Raw genomic sequence first — 19472 nt, 5'->3', positions numbered from 1 at the left:
GCGAGTCCGGCACACTTTCGGGTATCCCCGCCCGCATTCTCGTTCAGGAGTGAGCCAGGCCGATGTCGCTGCTCGCCAGATTCAGCCTCGCCAACCGAGGGCTGATTGCCCTCATCGCGGTGGTGACCACGGTGTTCGGAGCGTTCGCCGTGCCGTCGCTGAAGCAGCAACTGCTGCCGTCGCTCGAGTTCCCGGCCGCGTTCATCGTGGCCCCCTATCCCGGCGCCGGCCCCGAGATCGTCGAGTCCCAGGTGACCGAGCCGATCGAGAACGCCCTGCAGGGCATCCCCGGGCTGGACAAGATCACCTCCACGTCCCGCGAGGGGGCGGCCACCGTCCAGGTGATGTACGAGTTCGGCACCGACCTGGACGACGTGGTCAACAAGATGCAGACCGCGTTGAGCCGTATCGACGCCCAGCTGCCGGAGGGCGTCGACCCGCAGGTCATCGCGGGTAGCACCGACGACCTCCCGGCGGTGGTGCTGGCCGCGGCCGGCAGCGGGGACGAGCGGGCGCTCGCCGAGAAGCTGCGCGCCACGGTGGTGCCGGAGCTGGAGGGCATCGAGGGGGTACGCACCGTCGAGGTGACCGGCGACCGGGACGACGTGGTGGTGGTCACCCCGGACCCGGCGAAGCTGGCCGCCGCGAAGATCCAACCGACGGCGATCGGTGCGGCGCTGAAGACCAACGGCGTGGCGGTGCCGGCCGGCGCGGTGACGGACGGCACGCTGGCCCTCCCGGTGCAGGTCGGTACGCCGATCGCCACCCTGGAGGAGCTGCGTGGCATCGTGATCGCCCCGGCGGCGGCACCGGTCCGACTCGGCGACGTGGCGACCGTCGAGCAGCAGCTCGCTCCGGCTACGGCGATCACCCGTACCAACGGCAAGGACAGCCTCGGTGTGGCGGTCACCGCGTCCCCGGACGGCAACGCCGTGCAGATCTCGCACGAGATCCGTGACCGGATGGACGACCTGAAGGACGCCTCCGGCGCGGAGCTGACCGTGGTCTTCGACCAGGCGCCGTTCGTCGAGAAGTCGATCGAGTCGCTGACCACCGAGGGCCTGCTGGGCCTGGTGATGGCGGTCATCGTCATCCTGGTCTTCCTGCTGTCGGTGCGCTCGACGGTGGTCACCGCGGTCTCGATCCCGCTCTCCGTGCTGGTGGCGCTGATCGCCCTGTGGATCGGCGACTACTCGCTCAACCTGCTCACCCTCGGCGCGTTGACCATCGCTGTCGGTCGGGTGGTCGACGACTCGATCGTGGTGTTGGAGAACATCAAACGACACCTGGAGTACGGGGAGGAGAAGCGGCACGCCATCGTCACCGGCGTCCGGGAGGTGGCCGGTGCGGTGACCGCGTCCACTCTCACCACGGTGGCGGTGTTCGCGCCCATCGCGCTGGTCGGCGGGTTCGTGGGCCAGCTCTTCGCGCCGTTCGCGATCACCGTGACGGTGGCCCTGCTCGCCTCGCTGCTGGTGTCGCTGACCGTGATCCCGGTCCTCGCGTACTGGTTCCTCAAGCCGCGCGGCGGGACCGCCGACGACGAGGCGGTGCGGCGCGGCGCGGAGGAGAAGGAGCTGCGCAGCCCGTTGCAGCGGGGGTACCTGCCGGTGATCGGCTTCGCCACGCGCAAGCGGTCCACCCGCTGGATCACCGTCGGGCTCGGCCTGCTGGTGCTCTTCGGCACCTTCGGTCTGGCGCAGAAGTTGGAGACCAACTTCCTGGACGACTCCGGTCAGGACACCCTCAACATGAGCCAGGAACTGCCGGCCGGCAGTGGTCTGGCGGCCACCGACGCGGCGGCCAAGCAGGTCGAGTCGGTGCTGTCCCGCACCAAGGGCGTCAAGACGTACCAGGTGACCGCGGGCGGTGGGGACAACCCGTGGGCGGGCGGCGGCGGCAACAACGTCGCCAGCTGGTCGTTGGCGCTCGACGGTGACACCGACGCGAAGCAGATGCGTGAGGTGCTGCGCAAGGAGTTCGACAAGCTCGGCAGCGGGCTGGGTGAGATCAGCTTCGGTGGCGGGCAGGAGGCGTCGACCAGCCAGCTGGAGGTGATCGTCCAGGCCAGCGACCCGGAGGTGCTGGCCCGGGCCGCCGAGGAGGCGCGGACCGCGATGGCCGGGGTGCCGGACGTCGAGGATGTCACCACCAGCCTGGCCGCGCAGGTGCCGCGAGTCGACGTGACGGTCGACCGGGTCGCGGCCGGGCGGGTCGGGCTCACCGAGGCCGCCGTGGGGCAGTTGGTGTCGCAGGCGTTCCGGGGCGCGCCGCTGGGGCAGGTCACGCTCGACGGCCGGCAGCAGAACGTGGTGCTGCGGCTAGGCACGCAGCCGCCGACGACGGTGGAGGCGCTGCGGGCGCTGCCGGTGGGTCCGGTCACGTTGGGCGACATCGCGAAGGTCACCCAGGGCGAGGGGCCGCAGCAGGTCAGTCGGATCGACGGTGAGCGCAGCGTGTCGGTGACCGGCTCGGCGACCGGCTCGAACCTGGGCGCGACCAGCACCGAGTTGCAGAAGCGGTTGGACGGCATCAACGTGCCGGGTGCGAGCTTCACCATCGGTGGTGTCAGCGCGGATCAGGCGGACGCCTTCGCGGACCTGGGCCTGGCGGTGCTGGCCGCGATCGCGATCGTCTTCCTGATCATGGTGGCGACGTTCCGCAGCCTCACCCAGTCGTTGATCCTGCTGATCTCCATCCCGTTCGCGGCGACCGGTGCGATCGGCCTGCTGTTGGTCACCGGAACGCCGCTCGGCGTGCCGGCGCTGATCGGTGTGCTGATGCTGGTCGGCATCGTGGTGACCAACGCGATCGTGTTGCTCGACCTGATCAACCAGTACCGGGCGCAGGGCATGGGGGTCCAGGAGGCGGTGGTCGAAGGTGGCCGTCGCCGGCTGCGCCCGATCCTGATGACGGCGGTGGCGACCATCTTCGCGCTGCTGCCGATGGCGCTCGGGTTGACCGGTGAGGGCGGCTTCATCTCCCAGCCGCTGGCGGTCGTGGTGATCGGTGGGCTGCTCAGCTCGACGTTGCTCACGCTGATCCTGGTGCCGACGCTGTACACGATGGTGGAGCACACCAAGGAGTCGCTGCGGGGTCGGCGCGCACGGCGGCGCTCCGGGGGGTCGGCGGTGACCACCGTGGAGGCGGACGAGGCGCCAGCCCCGAACCAGGTCGCGGTGCCGAGTGGCGCGCCCGCTCCGGCCCCGGCCACCGCCGAAGGTGCGCAGCCGGCCGGGCGACCGGCGCCGTCGGCCGCGCTGGTGGAGGGCACGGACCAGTTCGAGGTTCTGCGGCTGCCCCGTAGCCGCACCTCGCCGCTGCCTCCGGCGGAGCCGACCGAGTAGGTCGCAGCCAGGTTCGGAACGCCCCCGGTGGATTTCTGCCGGGGGCGTTCCGGTTGTTTCAGCCGAACACTCCGACCCGACCGCTGCGTACTTTGTGTAACTTCTTGCATACTCCTCGTAGATGGATGGGAGTGTGGGTGGAGCGGGGCGGGCGGATGACCGAGGGCGCGCGCGGGTGGGGACGGCGCGAACTGCTGCGCCGTGGCCTGTTGGTGGTGGGCGGTGTGGCCGTCGGCGCGGGGACGTCCGAGGCGTGGTGGATCGGCCATCGCAAACTGCCGATCGCCGGTGGCCCCGCCAGCGCCACCCTCGGCAACGGTCAGCAGGATGTCGGCTCCGGCGCGCTGGAGGTCGTCTGGTCGGCACGGACCAACCAGCGCCTGGTGGCGCTCACCTTCGACGACGGCCCCGCACCACAGTGGACTCCGATGGTGCTCGACACCCTGGCCGAGCACCGGGTCCCGGCCACCTTCTTCATGGTCGGGGCGCAGGTCCACCGGCACGCCGACGTCGTCCGCGACCGGCTCGGCGGGCACGAGGTGGGCAACCACAGCTGGGAGCACCGGGACCTGGCCGAACTGGACGCCGCCGAGGCGTACGACGACCTGCGCCGCAGCCACGACGTGATCGCCGAGCTGACCGGGACGCCGCCGGTGCTGCTCCGTCCGCCGTACGGCCACCTGGGCGGTGCGGTGCTGCACGCGGCGGCCCGACTGGACTACCGACTGGTGCTCTGGTCACTGCAGATGGTGGAGCGTGAGTTCCCCGACGATCCGGTCGGCCACGCCCGGCGGATCGTGGCCCGCGTCCGACCGGGAACGATCGTGCTCGGCCACGACGTGGGGGCGCGCCGGCGGCTGGTCGCACTGCGGGGCCTGACCGACATGATCAACGGCTTACGGTCGCGCGGCTACACCTTCGTCACGGTCTCGGCGCTGCTGGGAGCGGGTGTCGCGCCACCACTGACCAGGTAGGGTCGCGCTCCGTGGCGTCCACCCTCTCGGTTCTGACCGGCAATCGGAGCTTCCGCAACCTCTTCCTCGCCGAGTTGGTGGTCTTCGGCGCCGACTGGTTCGTCATGGTGCCGCTGCTGGTGCTGCTGCCGCAGCTGACCGGCAGCGGCGTCTGGGGCGCGCTGGTGTTGGCGGTGGACACCGGCATCGTGGCGCTGCTGCTGCCGTACACCGGCACGATCGCCGACCGCTTCGACCGCCGGAAGATCATGATCGCCGCGAACGTGGCGGCGCTGGCTGGCGTGCTGCTGCTGCTCGGCGTCCGCAACGCGGCAACGGCGTGGCTGGCGCTGGTGGCGATCGGCGCGGTGGCGGTGGCCAAGGCGTTCTACTCGCCGGCGGCCCAGGCCGCACTGCCCAACGTGCTGGAGCCGCACGAACTCGCCGCCGGCAACGCCGTCGCCGGCTCGGCCTGGGGCACCATGACCGTGGTCGGTGCCTCGCTCGGCGGCGTGCTGAGCACGGCTGCCGGCCCGTACGTCTGCTTCTGGGTGGCGGCGGCGGGCCTGGCGGTCGCCGCGGCCCTCGCCACCCGGATCCGCCGGCCGTTGCAGGTGCCCCGGGACGCCGACCAACCGGCCCAGCGGACCTGGTCAGCCGTCCGCGAGGCGCTCGGCTACATCGGTCACCGCCCCCGGGTGCTCGCGCTGGTCACCGTCAAGTCGGCGGTGGGCCTGGGCAACGGGGTGCTGACCGTGTTCCCGCTGTTGGCCGGTGTGTACGGTGTCGGCCCGCTCGGCGCCGGCCTGCTCTTCGCGGTACGCGGCGCGGGAGCGTTGGTGGGGCCGATCCTGATGCGCCGGGTGCTGACCAACCGGACCTGGCTGCTGCCCGGGCTGGCGTTGTCCATGTCGCTGTACGGCCTGTCCTACCTGGGCACCTCCGTCGTGCGCTGGTTTCCGTTGGTGCTGCTGCTGGTCTTTGTGGCGCACTTCGCGGGTGGCAGCAACTGGGTGATGTCGAACTTCGCCCTGCAGGGCGAGGTCCCGGACCGGTTGCGGGGCCGCGTCTTCGCCACCGACATGATGCTGGCGACGTTGGCGATCTCGGTGAGCCAACTGGCGGTGGCCCTGGTGGTGGACGTGGTCGACGAACGGGTGGTGCTTGCTGGCTGCGGTCTGATCACCCTCGTGTACGCGGTCGGTTGGCGGATCGCCACCCGCCGGCTCTCGCTCACCGATCCGGCCGCCGAGCCGGTCCCGGACCCGGCCGGCTGAACTCGGCGATCCCAGGCAGCGGGCGCGAGACCGGTTCGTCGGCCCCGGGCCCTAAGGCCTGTTTCACAAGAACTGGCCGGCCTGCGGCGGGCCCGGACGACGACCGGCGGCGTTGCGGTTGCGTCCGGATACCGGTGTTGTATCCGGACGCAACCGCGCCTTGCCGGATCGCCGCCCGGACTCCGCCTCGGCTCGGCCGCCCTTATGAAACAGGCCTTAGCATGAGCGCGTGCCCACGAACTTCACCGCCGAGTCGGTCCGGGTCCGCGTCCCGGCGACCAGCGCCAACCTGGGCCCGGGCTTCGACGCGCTGGGCCTCGCCCTCGGGCTCTACGACGACCTGGCCGCCGAGGTCGCGCCGAGCGGTGTCCGGGTGACAGTGACCGGGCAGGGCGCCGGTGAGCTGCCCGACGACGACCGACACCTGGTGGTGCGGGCCATGCGTGCCGCGTTCGACGTGCTGGGGGCCCACCCCGGTGGGCTGAGCGTGCAGTGCGTCAACCGGATCCCGCAGGCGCGTGGGCTGGGCTCCTCGTCCGCCGCGATCGTCGCCGGTGTGCTGCTGGCCCGGGCCCTCGTCGTCGACGGGGAGCACCGCCTCGACGACGCCGGCACGCTGCGGCTGGCCGCCGAGATCGAGGGTCACCCCGACAACGTGGCACCGTGCCTGCTCGGCGGTTTCACAGTGGCCTGGTCCGAGCCGGGCGGTGCCCGGGCGGTGTCCCTGCCGGTCGCCGAAGCGGTGCGGCCCACTGTTTTCGTCCCGGCGGAACGCGGATTGACAGCGACCGCACGGGCGGCCCTGCCGGCCACCGTGCCGCACGGTGACGCGGCGTTGACAGCGGGGCGGGCGGCCCTGCTGGTGCACGCGCTCACCACGGATCCGGCCCTGCTGCTGCCGGCCACCGTCGACCGGCTCCACCAGGACTATCGCGCAGCCGGGATGCAGGGCACGTCTTCGCTGGTCAATGCGTTGCGCGCGGCGGGTGTGGCAGCTGTGGTCAGTGGGGCGGGGCCGACTGTCCTGGCGCTCAGCGAGCCGCCAGCGGACTTCCCGCTGGGAACAGACTGGGAGATCTGGCAGTTACCGATAGACGTCAGCGGCGCGCGGGTCGCTCGGGGTACACTTGGACACGCCGAGCGGGACCCTGTTGCCGCAGGTCGGAAGAGTTGATTACGCTCTAGACCTAGCACAGCCGCGAAGCACGCGATCTCCTGCGGGGCGGCGCACCCCCGAAGCTCTCGGCGGTCAGCCCGTCTACCCCTGCCCAAGGCCCACGCCGCGCCGCAGTTTCCACAGGTCGCCGCAGACGGCGAGACCTGCTCACCGACGTTGGTGAGTCGGGATACCGACCGGCTGCTGTGTCACAGACTCCCGCGACGCGTCCTTGCGAGGCGGGTGCACCGAGGCCGCCCGGCCACCTGAGTTCCGACTCCGGGCAGTCCCGGCCTATCGAGGGAAGGAATCCATTGAGCGACACCACCGACGTGACGTCGGATGTTTCCAACGTCGCTGGCGATGCCACCGCCGCCGCTCCCGCCCGTCGTCGGCGTAGCGGCACCGGTCTGTCGGCGATGCTGCTGCCAGAGCTGCAGAGCCTGGCTGCGTCGCTCGGCATCTCCGGCACGGCTCGCATGCGCAAGGGGGAGCTGATCGCCGCGATTTCCGAGCGGCAGGGCGGCAACGCCGCCGGGACCCCTCGACCACGGGCCGAGGTCGCGGCCGCGGCCGCCCCGACCCGTGAGGGGGTGCGGGCCGAGGTGCGGGAGACCGCCGACCGGCCGGCAGCCGAGGGTCGACGCGGTGCCGAAGAGGCGCCGGCCGAGCCGGCCGCCGAGACCGAGGGCCGTAGTCGCACCCGGCGCAGTCGGACCGCGACGGCGGGGGCCCGTGCCACCGAGGCCGGCCCCGCCGAGGCGCGGGCGACCGAGGCGCGTACGACCGAAACCCGTCCCGACGAGGCGGAAGCCGGCGAGCGGGCCGACCGTGGCGAGACCCGTCGCGACCGGGCCGAGCGTCCGGAACGGGCCGAGCGTGCCGACCGCGGCGAGCGTGCCGAGCGTGCTGACCGGGGCGAGCGTGGCGAGCGTGCCGACCGGGGCGAGCGTGCCGAGCGTGCTGACCGCGGCGAGCGTGCTGACCGGGGCGAGCGTGCTGACCGGGGCGAGCGTGCCGAGCGTGCTGACCGGGGCGAGCGTGCCGACCGGGGCGAGCGCAACGACCGGAGCGAGCGGGCCGAGCGTACCGACCGGGGCGAGCGCAACGATCGTGGTGAGCGTGCCGACCGGGGTGAGCGTGCCGAGCGCAACGACCGTCAAGACCGCGGTGACCGCAACGACCGCAACGACCGTGGTCAGCGGGCCGAGCGGGACAGCGATGACGACGACGGCGAGGGCGGCGGCCGCCGCGGCCGGCGCAGCCGTTTCCGGGACCGTCGCCGTGGGCGCGGCGAGCGCGGCGAGACCGGCGCCGACACCGGCGGGCGTGAGCCGCAGGTCAGCGAGGACGACGTGCTCGTCCCGGTGGCCGGCATCATCGACGTGCTCGACAACTACGCCTTCGTGCGGACGACCGGTTACCTGGCCGGCCCGAACGACGTGTACGTCTCGATGTCCCAGATCAAGAAGTACGGCCTGCGCCGCGGTGACGCGATCACCGGTGCGGTGCGGGCGGCCCGTGAGGGCGGCAACAGCGGTGACCAGCGGCGCGACAAGTACAACCCGCTGATGCGGCTGGACACGATCAACGGGATGGAGCCGGAGGAGGCGCGGCGTCGTCCGGAGTTCTACAAGCTCACTCCGCTCTACCCGCAGGAGCGCCTGCGGTTGGAGACCGAGCCGCACATCCTGACCACCCGGGTCATCGACCTGGTCATGCCGATCGGCAAGGGCCAGCGGGCACTCATCCAGTCTCCGCCCAAGGCGGGTAAGACGATGGTGCTGCAGGCGATCGCGAACGCGATCACCCGCAACAACCCGGAGTGCCACCTGATGGTGGTGCTGGTCGACGAGCGGCCCGAAGAGGTCACCGACATGCAGCGGTCGATCAAGGGCGAGGTCATCGCGGCCACGTTCGACCGTCCGCCGCAGGACCACACCACGGTGGCGGAGCTGGCCATCGAGCGGGCCAAGCGCCTGGTCGAGCTGGGCCACGACGTGGTCGTGCTGCTCGACTCGGTGACCCGGCTCGGTCGCTCGTACAACCTGGCGGCGCCGGCCAGCGGCCGGATCATGTCGGGTGGTATCGACTCCACAGCGCTCTACCCGCCGAAGCGCTTCCTCGGCGCGGCCCGCAACATCGAGAACGGCGGGTCGCTGACCATCATCGCCACGGCGCTGGTGGAGACCGGCTCCATGGCGGACACGGTCATCTTCGAGGAGTTCAAGGGCACCGGCAACGCCGAGTTGAAGCTGGACCGGAAGATCGCCGACAAGCGGACCTTCCCGGCCATCGACATCAACCCGTCCGGTACGCGTAAGGAAGAGGTCCTGCTCGCACCGGAAGAGCTGGCCATCATCCACAAGCTCCGGAAGGTGCTGCACTCGCTGGATTCGCAGGCGGCGATGGATCTCCTGCTGGACCGGCTCAAGCAGTCCCGCACGAACATCGAGTTCCTGATGCAGATCGCGAAGTCGACGCCGGGGGAGTGACCCTCCTGCGCTGACCGACGAAGGGGCACGGCCGTTGTGGTCGTGCCCCTTCGTCATGTCTCCGGCCCGCTACCCCCCCGGATGATGTCATTGTGAAGTTTTCCTTCGCTTCAGTCCAGAGGTCTTGAAACTTCTATTCAAGACCGGGTTGACTGTCGTCCATGCGTACCCGCAGACGATCCGCCCGCCGCACCGGCGTCCTGCTGCTGACGCCACTGCTCTCGCTGGCCGCGCCGCTGCCGGCCACCGCCGCCCCGCCGGCCCCGTCCGCCGTCGCCCCGTCCACCGTCGCCGAGGACGCGCCGCCAGCGTCGTCGTGGCCGTCCAGTTCCGTCGGGCTGGTCACCGACCCCGCCGCGACCGCCTCGACCTCGGCCGCCGACGGCCTGGAGCCGGCCGGCGGACTGGAGACCACGAAGACCACCCGACCGGTCGCTCCGGGGGTGCAGCTCACCTCCTTCGACCGGTACGACGCCGACGGCTGGCTGCGCGCCGATGCCCTCACCACCGACCTCGCCGGTGGGTCCACCGTCGACTACGTCAACTCCGGGGCGGTCAGCCGGGCCGAGCCCCTGCGCAAGGCGGCGGACGCCACGCGGGCCGTCGCCGCTGTCAACGGCGACTTCTTCGACATCAACAACTCCGGTGCCGCCCAGGGCGTCGGCATCCGCGACGGCGAGCTGATCCAGTCGGCGGTCGGCGGCCACCACAACGCGGTGGCGGTCACCACGAGCGGGGTCGGCCGGGTGATCGAGGTGAACTTCGACGGCAGCGCCACCCTGCCCACCGGGCCGGTGCCGCTGACCCAGTTCAACAACATGGTGCAGGTCGACGGCGTCGGCGCGTTCACCGAACTCTGGGGGACGTACTCCCGGCAGCGGGCGGTGGACGGCGCGGCCCGCGTGGTCGAGGTCACCGTCTCCGGCGGCCGGGTGACCGGGGTGGGCGCCGTGGCAGGTAGCGGACCGATCGCCGCCGGCAGCACCGTGCTGCTCGGCCGTGACGCCGGTGCGGACGCCCTCGCTGGTCTTCGCCCCGGTGACCCGGTGACGGTGGCCTGGCGTCCGAAGCCGTCCGACGGCAGCAGCCTGCACGCTGCCGTCGGAGGCGGCAACGTGCTGGTCCGCGACGGCGTCGCGCAGAGCATCGCCGATCCGACGTTGGCTCCGCGCACCGCCGTCGGCTTCAGCGCCGACGGCCGAAAGATGATCATGCTGACGGTGGACGGCCGGCAGGTCGACAGCCGCGGCGTGACGCAGACCGAGATGGGCCGCATGATGGCCGAGCTCGGCGCCCACCATGCGCTCAACCTCGACGGTGGCGGCTCGTCCACGCTGCTGGCCCGGGAGCCGGGCGCACCCGCCGTGCAGGTGGAGAACGGCCCGTCGGACGGTACCGAGCGGGCCGTGCCCAACGGCCTGGCCATCTACGCGCCGAAGGGCAGCGGCCGGCTCACCGGCTACTGGGTGCAGACGGCCAGCGACCCCACCGCCGCTCCGGGCATCTCGCCGGTGCGCGGCGGCCGGCCCGACCGGGTCTTTCCCGGCCTGACCCGTGTCCTCACCGCCGCCGGCTACGACGAGACGTACGGCCCGGCGGCCGGCGCCCCCAGTTGGCGGGTGACCCCGGCGGTACGCGGCCGGGTCGACGGTGACGGGGTGTTCCACGCGGGCACACCAGGGGCCAGCACGGTCACCGCGGCGCGTGGCCGGGCCGCCGGCTCGCTGGGTCTCACCGTGCTCGGCCCGCTGACCCGGATCGGTACCACCGTGCCGCGCGTCGGGCTGACCGGGCGCGACGGCAACGCGGTGGTCGGCGTGGTCGGGTACGACGGCGACGGCAACACCGCGCCGATCGAGCCGGCCGACCTGACCCTCGACTACGACACGGACCTGCTGCGGATCACTCCGACCGCGGACGGCAACCTCGCGGTCAGCGCGCTGCGGGACACCGGCTCCGCAGTGGTCACCGTGCACGTCGGACGCACCAGCACCGCTCTGCCGGTCACCGTTGGGCTGACCGACGTGCCGGTGGCCGGCTTCGACGACGCCGGATCCTGGCGGTTCAGCCAGGCCCGCGCCAGCGGGTCGGTCGCGCCGGCGCCGGGACACACCGGCACGGGCCTACGGATGACGTACGACTTCAGCCAGTCCACCGGCACGCGGGCCGCGTACGCCGACCCACCGGCCTGGATCGAGGTGCCCGGCCAGCCGCAGGCGTTCGGCATGTGGATCCACGGCAACGGCACCGGGGAGTGGCCGAGCCTGCACCTGCACGACGCCCAGGACACCCAGCACGTGCTGCGCGGGCCCCTGATCACCTGGACCGGGTGGCGGTACGTGGAGTTCGCGGTGCCAGCCGGAGTGCAGTACCCGGTGCGGGTGCGCCGGTTCTACGTGGCCGAGACGAACGCCGCGGCGCAGTACTCCAGTGAGGTGATCATCGACGACCTGGTGGCGAAGGTGCCACCGACCGTCGATGTGCCGGCGGTGCCGCCGCGTACCGATCGGGTGGTGGTACGCGACGGCACCGTCGACGGCGCACCGTGGCGGTTCGCGGTGCTCTCCGACGCCCAGTTCGTCGCCGCCGACCCGGACAGTGACCTGGTCGCCCAGGCCCGTCGGACGCTGCGCGAGGTCAAGGCCGCCAGGCCGGACTTCCTGCTGATCAACGGTGACTTCGTGGACACCGCCTACCCGGCCGACTTCGCGCTGGCCAAGCGCATCCTCGACGAGGAGTTGGGCGACGCCCTGCCCTGGTACTACGTGCCCGGCAACCACGAGATCATGGGAGCGCCGATCAGCAACTTCGAGGCCGCGTTCGGTGCCACCTCACGAGTGTTCGACCACAACGGCACCCGGTTCGTCACGCTGAACTCGTCCACCGGAACCTTGCGCGGTGGAGGCTTCGACCAGGTGCGGATGCTGCGCCAGGCACTGGACACGGCGGCCACCGACCGGCGGGTCGGCTCGGTCGTCGTGCTGCACCACCACCCGGCGCGCGACCCCAGCCCGGCGCAGGCCAGCCAGCTCGGTGACCGCAAGGAGGCGGCGCTGCTGGAGCAGTGGATGGCCGATTTCCAGCACCGCACCGGAAAGGGCGCGCTGTTCGTGGGCGGGCACGTCGGCACGTTCCACGCCGACCGGGTGGACGGGGTGCCCTACGTCATCAACGGCAACGCCGGCAAGACCCCATCCACCCCCGCTGACCAGGGCGGCTTCACCGGCTGGACGGAGTTCGGCGTGGACCCGGTCACCCCGGCCGAGGCCGACCGGGCACGCCGGGACCCGCTCGCCGAGGGGCCGGTCTGGGTGGACGCGGAGTTCCACGCGCACGCCGACCGGCTCACCGTTGCCGCGCCGGCCAGCGTGGCGGTCGGCAGCCCCGCGACGGTCACCGCCAGGCTCACCCAGCCGGACGGTCGTACGGTGCCGGTTGCCGCTCCGGTCAGCGCCGACTGGTCGGCCTCGCCGGGCGTGCACGTCGGCTCCGCGGCCGGGGTGCGTCCGTGGCACACGGCCCGCTTCGACCCGGCCACCGGCACGCTCACGGCGCTGCGTCCCGGGTCGGTGGTTCTGGCGGTCACCGTCAACGGCGTCCGTACCGAAACCGCGATCACACTCACCGCCCGGGCCGCCGCGCCCGCAGCCTGAAACCGCCGCCGCCCCGCCCCGTCGAGTCGCACGGGCCGGGGCGGCGGTGCCGGGGTCAGAAGTCGCCCTCGGCCACCTGGAAGACGGTGAGGCCGAGATCCCGCCACATCCGGACCACCTTGACGCGGTCGTCGAAGACGCCAGCCACCCGGTAACGGTCCCGGATCTCCCGGTCGTAGATCTCCCGCTTGACGACCGAGTCCTTGCGGGAGTCACCGACCGCCCGCAGGTGCAGACCCAGGTAGGGCACCCGTACGTGCCGGGCCAGCCAGGCCTCGGTGGCCGCGCGGGCGGAGGCGTCCCGCCCGGAGCAGAAGACCACCCCGTACCCGGCGGCGTGCATCGCCCGGACCGCCGCGATCACCGCCAGGTTCGGCTGGTCCTCGCCCACCCGGGTCATGTCGTACGGGCTGCGGGAGACGGCCAGCGCGACGGTGCCGTCGATGTCCACCAGAATGATCTCCGGTGGCTCGGCCGACGACGGGTGCACGGCGCCGGGGCGTCCGGTACGTGCCTGTGGCACCGGCAGCGGCAGGGTGCGCCCCCGCAGGTACCGCTCGTGCAACCGGCGGATCGCGTCCGCACCCACCTGGTCGGCGGCCGGGCGGGCGGCGTCGCGGCGCAGGCACTCGTCCAGCGGCACGTCGGTGAAGTCGTGTACCTCGAACTGCGCGCCGTGCCGGGCGGCCAGGTCGGCCCAGCCCCGCAGGGTCCGCGAGCGCAGGTTGGTGTCGTCGACGCAGACGTCCGCGCGGGCCCGCAGCAGCGCCTCGACCTGAGCCTGCTGCACGGCGGTCACCTGCGCCTCGGCCCACTGGGTGAACAACCGCTCGCCGTGCAGCATCCGGCGCAGGTCGTCCCGGTTGACCCGCGCGACGGACGGCTGGAGCGTGCGGGCGAAGGTCGTCTTGCCCGAGGCCGGCAGTCCCCGGGTGGCGATCAGGCGGGTCATCGACGCACCTCCGGCTCGACGGGCGTACCCCGGTCGGGGTACCTGGCGGCGGTCCGCCGGGTGCGCGAATGCCCCGTCGGGCGGTGGGAATGCGGACGGGTAGGCACGTGTTGACGATGCCGGACGAGGTGTGCGGCCCGATTACCGGGTCGGCTCAGGCCCATGGCACACTGGTCAATCGGCCACCGGTTCCGGTTCACGCCCGAGCCCGTCGCGTACGGCGCGACGAGCGATGACGGCGACCCGGCGACCACCAACGAGAGGACCGAGGCGAGATGAAGGCAAACATCCACCCGGAGTACGTGACCACCGAGGTCAGCTGCTCCTGTGGCAACACGTTCACGACCCGCAGCACCGCCAAGGGCGGGGCGATCCACGCCGAGACCTGCAGCGCCTGCCACCCGTTCTACACCGGTAAGCAGCGCGTTCTCGACACCGCCGGCCGGGTCGCGAAGTTCCAGCAGAAGTACGCCAAGGTTCAGGCCAAGAAGGCCAAGTAGCTCCTCGTTCGGCGCCCGCGTCCGGTTTTCCACCGGACGCGGGCGCCGTCCGCGTTTCCCTCAGTTTTCCCGCCCGGCCGCCGGCCCCCCGGCCCGGCCCGGTCGTCGCGCACCGTCGAAGGAGCATCCGCAGCATGAGCAGCGAGCGTCTGGCCGGCCTTCTCGACGAGTACGCGCAGCTGGAGAAGCGGTTGGCCGACCCGGCCATCCACGCTGACCAGGCCACCGCGCGCAGGGTCGGCCGCCGGTACGCCGAGCTGGTGCCGCTGCACAAGGCCGCCGACGAGTTGGAGCAGGCCCGCGCCGATCTGGCCGCGGCTCGCGAGCTGGCCGCCGAGGACCCGTCCTTCGCGGGTGAGGCGGAGTCCATCGCCGAGTCCTTGCCGGTGCTGGAGGAGCGCCTCGCCGAGCTGCTCATTCCGCGCGACCCGCACGACGCCAAGGACGTGATCGTCGAGATCAAGGCCGGTGAGGGTGGCGAGGAGTCGGCGCTGTTCGCCGGTGACCTGCTGCGGATGTACACCCGCTACGCCGAGCGGCACGGCTGGGTCACCGAGGTGATCGACGCGCAGGATTCCGACCTGGGCGGGGTCAAGGACGTCTCCCTGTCGATCAAGACCAAGGGTGTGCCGGAGGGCGGCAACGGCGTCTGGTCGCGGCTCAAGTGGGAGGGCGGCGTCCACCGGGTGCAGCGCGTCCCGGTGACCGAGTCGCAGGGCCGGATCCACACCAGCGCCGCCGGGGTGCTGGTGCTGCCGGAGGCCGAGGACGTCGACGTCACCATCGACCAGAACGACCTGCGCATCGACGTGTTCCGCTCGTCCGGCCCGGGCGGCCAGTCGGTCAACACCACCGACTCGGCGGTGCGGATCACCCACGTGCCGACCGGCATCGTGGTCTCCTGCCAGAACGAGAAGTCCCAGTTGCAGAACCGGGAACAGGCGATGCGGATCCTGCGGGCCCGGCTGCTGGCCGCCGCCCAGGAGCAGGCCGACGCCGCCGCCTCGGACGCGCGTAAGGCGCAGGTACGCACGGTGGACCGCTCGGAGCGGATCCGCACCTACAACTTCCCGCAGAACCGGATCACCGATCACCGGATCGGCTACACCGCGTACAACCTGGACCTGGCGCTCGGCGGCGAGCTGGACGGGGTGCTGGACGCCCTCACCGAGGCCGACCGTGCCGCCCGGCTCGCCGGCGACACCGAACTGACCCGCCGCTGACCGCGGCGCTCGACCCGACCGCCGCGCTGACCCGCCGCTGACCGCGGCGTACCGGTCGGTCAGCTTGCTCGGGGGCGGGTCTTGGCGCGGAGCATCTCGCGGTCGGCCTGCTCGAACGCCACGCTGAGCGCGTCGCGCAGCCCGCTGCCGCCGGAGACCTCGGCGAAGCCGATGCTCACCCCGACCGGGGTGCCCGGCACCAACGATTCCCAGTCCTCCAGTCGGACCGCGGCCTCGATCCGGCGGGCCACCTCGGCCGCCTCGGCCATGCCGGTGTCCGGCAGCACCACCACGAACTCGTCACCGCCGTAGCGGGCCACGAAGTCGCCCCGGCGCATCACCCGGTTGATCACGCCGGCGATGCGTTGGAGCACCAGGTCACCGGAGTGGTGCCCGTGCCGGGTGTTGACCGCCTTGAAACCGTCCAGGTCGCAGACGCCGATCACCACCCGTTCGCCCCGGGTGACCACCGCGGTGATGTACCGCTCCAGCCGGCGGCGGTTGGGCAGCCCGGTGAGCGGGTCGGTCAACGCCTCGCCCTCGAAGCGCGCCGCCTCGCGGCGCATCTCCTCGTGGTCGATGCGGGCGGCGATGCCGTCGATGTACACGTCGCGCAGCCGGTCGTTGCGCTGCGCGGCGAGCCGGAACGCCAGCCGGTCGGCCCGGTGCGCCGCCAGGTGGTCCCCGGCGCGGGTCAGCGCGATGCTGCGCAGCCGGGCCGGCTCGGCCGCCCCGAGCGTCTCGTTGGACACCTGGACGGTGTCCAGTCGGGCGACCGCTTCGATCGGCCGACCGTCGGCGACCGCGAGGCACACCTGCCCCAGTTGACGCAGGTCGCGGGCACGGGCGCTGTCCCCGCCGTGGCTGATCAACCGGGCTGGTTCGGTGCCCTCGGTCGCCACCTGGTCGCCGAGTGCGGCCTGTCGGGCGGCCGCGTAGCCGTACGCGGCGAGGCTGCTCGGGCGCAGCTGCCCGGCCCGCCCGGCGCGCACGAAGCGGGCCAGGTCGGCCGCCACGTCCCGGAGCACCCGCAGACAGCCGTCGCTGTCGCCGTTGTGGTCCAGGGCCACGGCGTTGCGCAGCCGGATGCCCGGTGCGGCGAACGTTTCCTCCGGGATCCCGGCGGTCAGCCCGAGCTGCCGGGCCCGCTCGATGGCGCCCAGCGCGTACCCGTGGAAGCTCAGGTAGCTGTAGGCCATGGCCAGGTCGTGCCAGCCCCAGGCGGTGTCCCGGTCCGGGTCGGTGACGGCGCCCAGCGCGCGGGCCGCTCGGACGAGGTGCATGACGCAGCGGTCCAGCGCGCCCTGGTGGTGCGCGGCGAGCGCGGCCAGCGCGTTGAGGTGACCGTGCAGGTACGGCTCGGCGAGGTCGCGGACCGCCGCCGACGCCTCCTCGATGGCCCTGGTGAATTCCGCGGTCCGACCGAGATTGATCAGCGCGGAGAGGCGTTGCACCATGGCGTCCGCTCGCGCCGCCGGGTCGTTGGTGGTGCGGATCACCCGCTCCAGCAGGACGTACGACTCCGCGGAGCGGCTGGCCTCCTGCAACGCCCGGGCGTGCGTGAGGGCGTCAACCTGGTCCTCGACCCGGTCGAGCCAGCCCACCCGCCAACCTCCTGTCGTGCGCGCCAGGGCGCACCTGTTCGTCACGTCGCCCGCGACGCTTCATGATTATGTCGTGAGTACTTTGCCGCAACACCCCCCCGAAGGGACAGGCCCGGTCCGGCCGTCCGCCGCGGTGGCCCGGGTGGCCCGCTCGCTCGCCGCCGCCGGGGTCGGCTCCGCCCGGGTGGAGGCCGAGTTGTTGGCGGCGTACGTGCTGGGGGTTCCCCGGGGCCGGCTGGCGCTCGCCGACGACCTCAACGGCGACCAGCTGGTGCGGCTCGACGAGCTGACCCGCCGCCGCGCGGCGCGTGAGCCGTTGCAGCACCTGACCGGTCGGGCCGGGTTCCGGCACCTGGAGCTGTCGGTCGGCCCGGGTGTCTTCGTGCCCCGGCCGGAGACCGAGCTGCTGGCCGGCTGGGGCGTCGAGCAGGCCAAGGGTCTGCCGGACCCGCTGGTGGTGGACCTGTGCAGCGGCTCGGGCGCGATCGCCCTGGCGGTGGCCCAGGAGTTGCCGGCGGCGCGGGTGGTCGCTGTGGAACGGTCCCCGGCGGCGCTGACCTGGCTGCGGCGCAACGCGGCGGAGCGGGCGGCGGCGGGGGACCGGCCGATCGAGGTGGTCGAGGCCGACGTGACCGCGCCGGACCTGCTGGCCGAGCTGGTGGGCCGGGTGGACGTGCTGCTGTGCAACCCGCCGTACGTGCCGGACGACGTGGTGGTCCCACCCGAGGTGGCCGGGCACGACCCGGCGGAGGCGGTCTTCGGTGGCGCGGACGGTCTGGTGGTGATCCGGCCGGTCGTCGCCCGGGCGGCGGTGCTGCTGCGCCCGGGGGGCGTGCTCGGCGTCGAGCACGACGACACCCACGGCGTGGCGGTGCCCGGGCTGCTCGCCGAGGACGGCGGCTTCACCGCCGTGGCGGAGCATCCGGACCTCACCGGGCGTCCCCGCTTCGCCACCGCGTCCCGACGGGCGGACGGCCAGCGGGCCTAGATCGGGGCGGCGTGGCAGACTGACTCCTCGTGATGCTCTACGACTGCCGGTCGCCCGCCGATCGGGACCGCGGCATCGCTGCGGCGATCGAGGCGGTCAAGAACGGCGAGCTGGTTGTTCTTCCGACCGACACGGTGTACGGGATCGGCGCGGACGCCTTCACCCCGTACGCGGTGAAGGCGCTGCTGGATGCCAAGGGCCGGGGTCGGCAGATGCCGCCGCCGGTGCTGATCGGCTCGCGGCACACCCTCGACGGGTTGGTCTTCTCGCTGCCCACCGCCGCCCGGGACCTGGTGGAGGCGTTCTGGCCGGGTGCGTTGACGATCGTGGTCGAGCACTCGCCGAGCCTGCAGTGGGACCTGGGCGACAAGACCGGCACCGTGGCGGTGCGGATGCCGCTGCACCCGGTGGCGTTGGAGGTGCTGCGCGAGACCGGCCCGATGGCGGTGTCGTCGGCCAACAAGACCGGCCAGCCGGCCGCTGTCACCGCCAACGAGGCGCGTGATCAGCTCAGCTACTCGGTGCGGGCCTACCTGGAGGCCGGGCCCTGCCCGGACCCGGTGCCCAGCACGATCGTGGATCTGACCGGTGAGGTGCCGCAGTTGCTGCGGGCCGGGGCGATCCCACTGGAGAAGCTGCGCGACGTGGTTCCGGATCTCGTCGACGGTCGGGCGGTCTGAGTGCCCCCGTTCACGGTTCTGCACGTGTGCATGGGCAACATCTGCCGTTCGCCGATGGCGGAGCGGCTGCTCGCCCTGGCGGTGCGGGAGCGCCTGACCCGGCGTGCGCAGGACCCGGCCCAGGCCGAGGAACTGGTGCACAGCCACAGCGCCGGCACGGGTGGCTGGCACGCGGGCGAGGAGATGAACCCGCCGGCGGCACGGCAGGTCACCGGCCGTGGTGGGGACGTGGCCGGGTTCGCGGCGCGCAAGCTGCGCTCGGACCACATCGACGCCGCCGACCTGGTCCTGACCGCCACGGCCGACCAGCAGGAGTACGTGGTGGCGCTCCGCCCGGACGCGGCGGCCCGCACGTTCGTGCTCGGCGAGTTCGGTCGGCTGCTGGCGGCGGTGGACGCCGCCGCGCTGCCGCCGGGCGACGCCACCCCGGAGGCCGTGTACGCCCGGGGCGTGGCAGTGGTGGCCGCGGCCCACGACGCGCGGCTGGGCGCTTCGGCGCTGCCCACCGACGACCTGGACGACCCGTGGGGTCGTGGCGACCAGTGCTTCAGCCGGGTCGCCGACGAGATCGAGGAGACGGTCCACCCGCTGGCCGGCGTACTGCTGCCCTGAGCGTGGTGCGCGCTGCCGCCCCGGGCGTGGTG

General features: G+C 72.6%; 13 protein-coding genes. 11 read left to right on the top strand and 2 right to left on the bottom strand.

Annotated elements, in window-relative coordinates; all coding sequences use genetic code 11:
* Positions 1 to 62 precede the first annotated feature (62 nt).
* The 6 genes from QSK15_RS13285 (at position 63) to QSK15_RS13260 (ending at position 12881) form a co-directional block, all read left to right on the top strand.
* The gene (locus QSK15_RS13285) at positions 63 to 3347 is read left to right on the top strand and encodes an efflux RND transporter permease subunit (protein WP_285794536.1); all 3285 of its coding nucleotides are present in this window, start codon (positions 63 to 65) and stop codon (positions 3345 to 3347) included.
* A 125-nt stretch (positions 3348 to 3472) separates the two neighbouring features.
* Entirely contained in the window at positions 3473 to 4321 is an 849-nt protein-coding gene (locus tag QSK15_RS13280; RefSeq protein ID WP_285794535.1) for a polysaccharide deacetylase family protein, read from the top strand.
* Between the two features lie 11 nt (positions 4322 to 4332).
* The gene (locus tag QSK15_RS13275) at positions 4333 to 5577 is read left to right on the top strand and encodes an MFS transporter (protein WP_285794534.1); all 1245 of its coding nucleotides are present in this window, start codon (positions 4333 to 4335) and stop codon (positions 5575 to 5577) included.
* Between the two features lie 229 nt (positions 5578 to 5806).
* Complete coding sequence (gene thrB, locus QSK15_RS13270) at positions 5807 to 6751, top strand: homoserine kinase (RefSeq protein ID WP_285794533.1); 945 nt, start codon at positions 5807 to 5809, stop codon at positions 6749 to 6751.
* 296 nt (positions 6752 to 7047) lie between these two features.
* The gene (gene rho / locus QSK15_RS13265) at positions 7048 to 9228 is read left to right on the top strand and encodes a transcription termination factor Rho (RefSeq protein ID WP_285794532.1); all 2181 of its coding nucleotides are present in this window, start codon (positions 7048 to 7050) and stop codon (positions 9226 to 9228) included.
* Between the two features lie 161 nt (positions 9229 to 9389).
* Complete coding sequence (locus QSK15_RS13260) at positions 9390 to 12881, top strand: phosphodiester glycosidase family protein (RefSeq protein ID WP_285794531.1); 3492 nt, start codon at positions 9390 to 9392, stop codon at positions 12879 to 12881.
* A gap of 55 nt (positions 12882 to 12936) precedes the next feature.
* On the opposite strand, the gene QSK15_RS13255 is transcribed toward QSK15_RS13260, so the two are convergent.
* On the bottom strand, positions 12937 to 13833 hold the full coding sequence (locus QSK15_RS13255; protein ID WP_285794530.1) for a phosphatase domain-containing protein: 897 nt from the start codon (positions 13831 to 13833) through the stop codon (positions 12937 to 12939).
* A 275-nt stretch (positions 13834 to 14108) separates the two neighbouring features.
* On the opposite strand from QSK15_RS13255, the gene rpmE reads away from it, so the two are divergent.
* Together rpmE and prfA are read left to right on the top strand one after the other, a co-directional pair.
* Positions 14109 to 14333: a 50S ribosomal protein L31 gene (gene rpmE, locus QSK15_RS13250; RefSeq protein WP_030333150.1), complete on the top strand. Its 225-nt coding sequence runs from the start codon at positions 14109 to 14111 to the stop codon at positions 14331 to 14333.
* A gap of 134 nt (positions 14334 to 14467) precedes the next feature.
* Positions 14468 to 15556: a peptide chain release factor 1 gene (gene prfA / locus QSK15_RS13245; protein ID WP_285794529.1), complete on the top strand. Its 1089-nt coding sequence runs from the start codon at positions 14468 to 14470 to the stop codon at positions 15554 to 15556.
* Between the two features lie 59 nt (positions 15557 to 15615).
* Here the strand turns inward: prfA and QSK15_RS13240 are convergent, their stop codons facing one another.
* The gene (locus QSK15_RS13240) at positions 15616 to 17160 is read right to left on the bottom strand and encodes a GGDEF domain-containing protein (protein ID WP_285794528.1); all 1545 of its coding nucleotides are present in this window, start codon (positions 17158 to 17160) and stop codon (positions 15616 to 15618) included.
* A gap of 73 nt (positions 17161 to 17233) precedes the next feature.
* Here QSK15_RS13240 and prmC point away from each other — a divergent pair, with 73 nt between their 5' ends.
* From prmC to QSK15_RS13225, 3 genes are read left to right on the top strand one after another with little or no spacing between them, the layout of a single operon-like run.
* Positions 17234 to 18148, top strand: coding sequence for a peptide chain release factor N(5)-glutamine methyltransferase (prmC, locus tag QSK15_RS13235; RefSeq protein WP_285794527.1), 915 nt, complete (start codon positions 17234 to 17236; stop codon positions 18146 to 18148).
* Between the two features lie 32 nt (positions 18149 to 18180).
* Positions 18181 to 18828 (top strand): L-threonylcarbamoyladenylate synthase, encoded by a 648-nt coding sequence (locus QSK15_RS13230; protein ID WP_030333157.1) that lies wholly within the window; start codon positions 18181 to 18183, stop codon positions 18826 to 18828.
* A complete protein-coding gene (locus QSK15_RS13225) occupies positions 18829 to 19440 on the top strand; it encodes an arsenate reductase/protein-tyrosine-phosphatase family protein (RefSeq protein WP_285794526.1) in 612 nt (203 codons plus the stop codon).
* Positions 19441 to 19472: the final 32 nt, after the last annotated feature.

This window comes from Micromonospora sp. NBRC 107095 (assembly GCF_030269705.1).
GTDB classification, from domain to species: domain Bacteria; phylum Actinomycetota; class Actinomycetes; order Mycobacteriales; family Micromonosporaceae; genus Micromonospora; species Micromonospora parva.
Note: the sequence above shows the minus strand (reverse complement) of the source record. Positions and strands in the feature narration are given on the sequence as shown.

What these genes read in the sequence shown, in the direction of transcription:
- rpmE (WP_030333150.1), top strand. Translation starts at nt 14,109, where the DNA reads ATGAAGGCAAACATCCACCCGGAGTACGTGACCACCGAGGTCAGCTGC.
- QSK15_RS13285 (WP_285794536.1), top strand. Translation starts at nt 63, where the DNA reads ATGTCGCTGCTCGCCAGATTCAGCCTCGCCAACCGAGGGCTGATTGCC.
- QSK15_RS13255 (WP_285794530.1), bottom strand. Translation starts at nt 13,833, where the DNA reads ATGACCCGCCTGATCGCCACCCGGGGACTGCCGGCCTCGGGCAAGACG.
- prfA (WP_285794529.1), top strand. Translation starts at nt 14,468, where the DNA reads ATGAGCAGCGAGCGTCTGGCCGGCCTTCTCGACGAGTACGCGCAGCTG.
- QSK15_RS13260 (WP_285794531.1), top strand. Translation starts at nt 9,390, where the DNA reads ATGCGTACCCGCAGACGATCCGCCCGCCGCACCGGCGTCCTGCTGCTG.
- QSK15_RS13280 (WP_285794535.1), top strand. Translation starts at nt 3,473, where the DNA reads ATGGGAGTGTGGGTGGAGCGGGGCGGGCGGATGACCGAGGGCGCGCGC.
- QSK15_RS13230 (WP_030333157.1), top strand. Translation starts at nt 18,181, where the DNA reads ATGCTCTACGACTGCCGGTCGCCCGCCGATCGGGACCGCGGCATCGCT.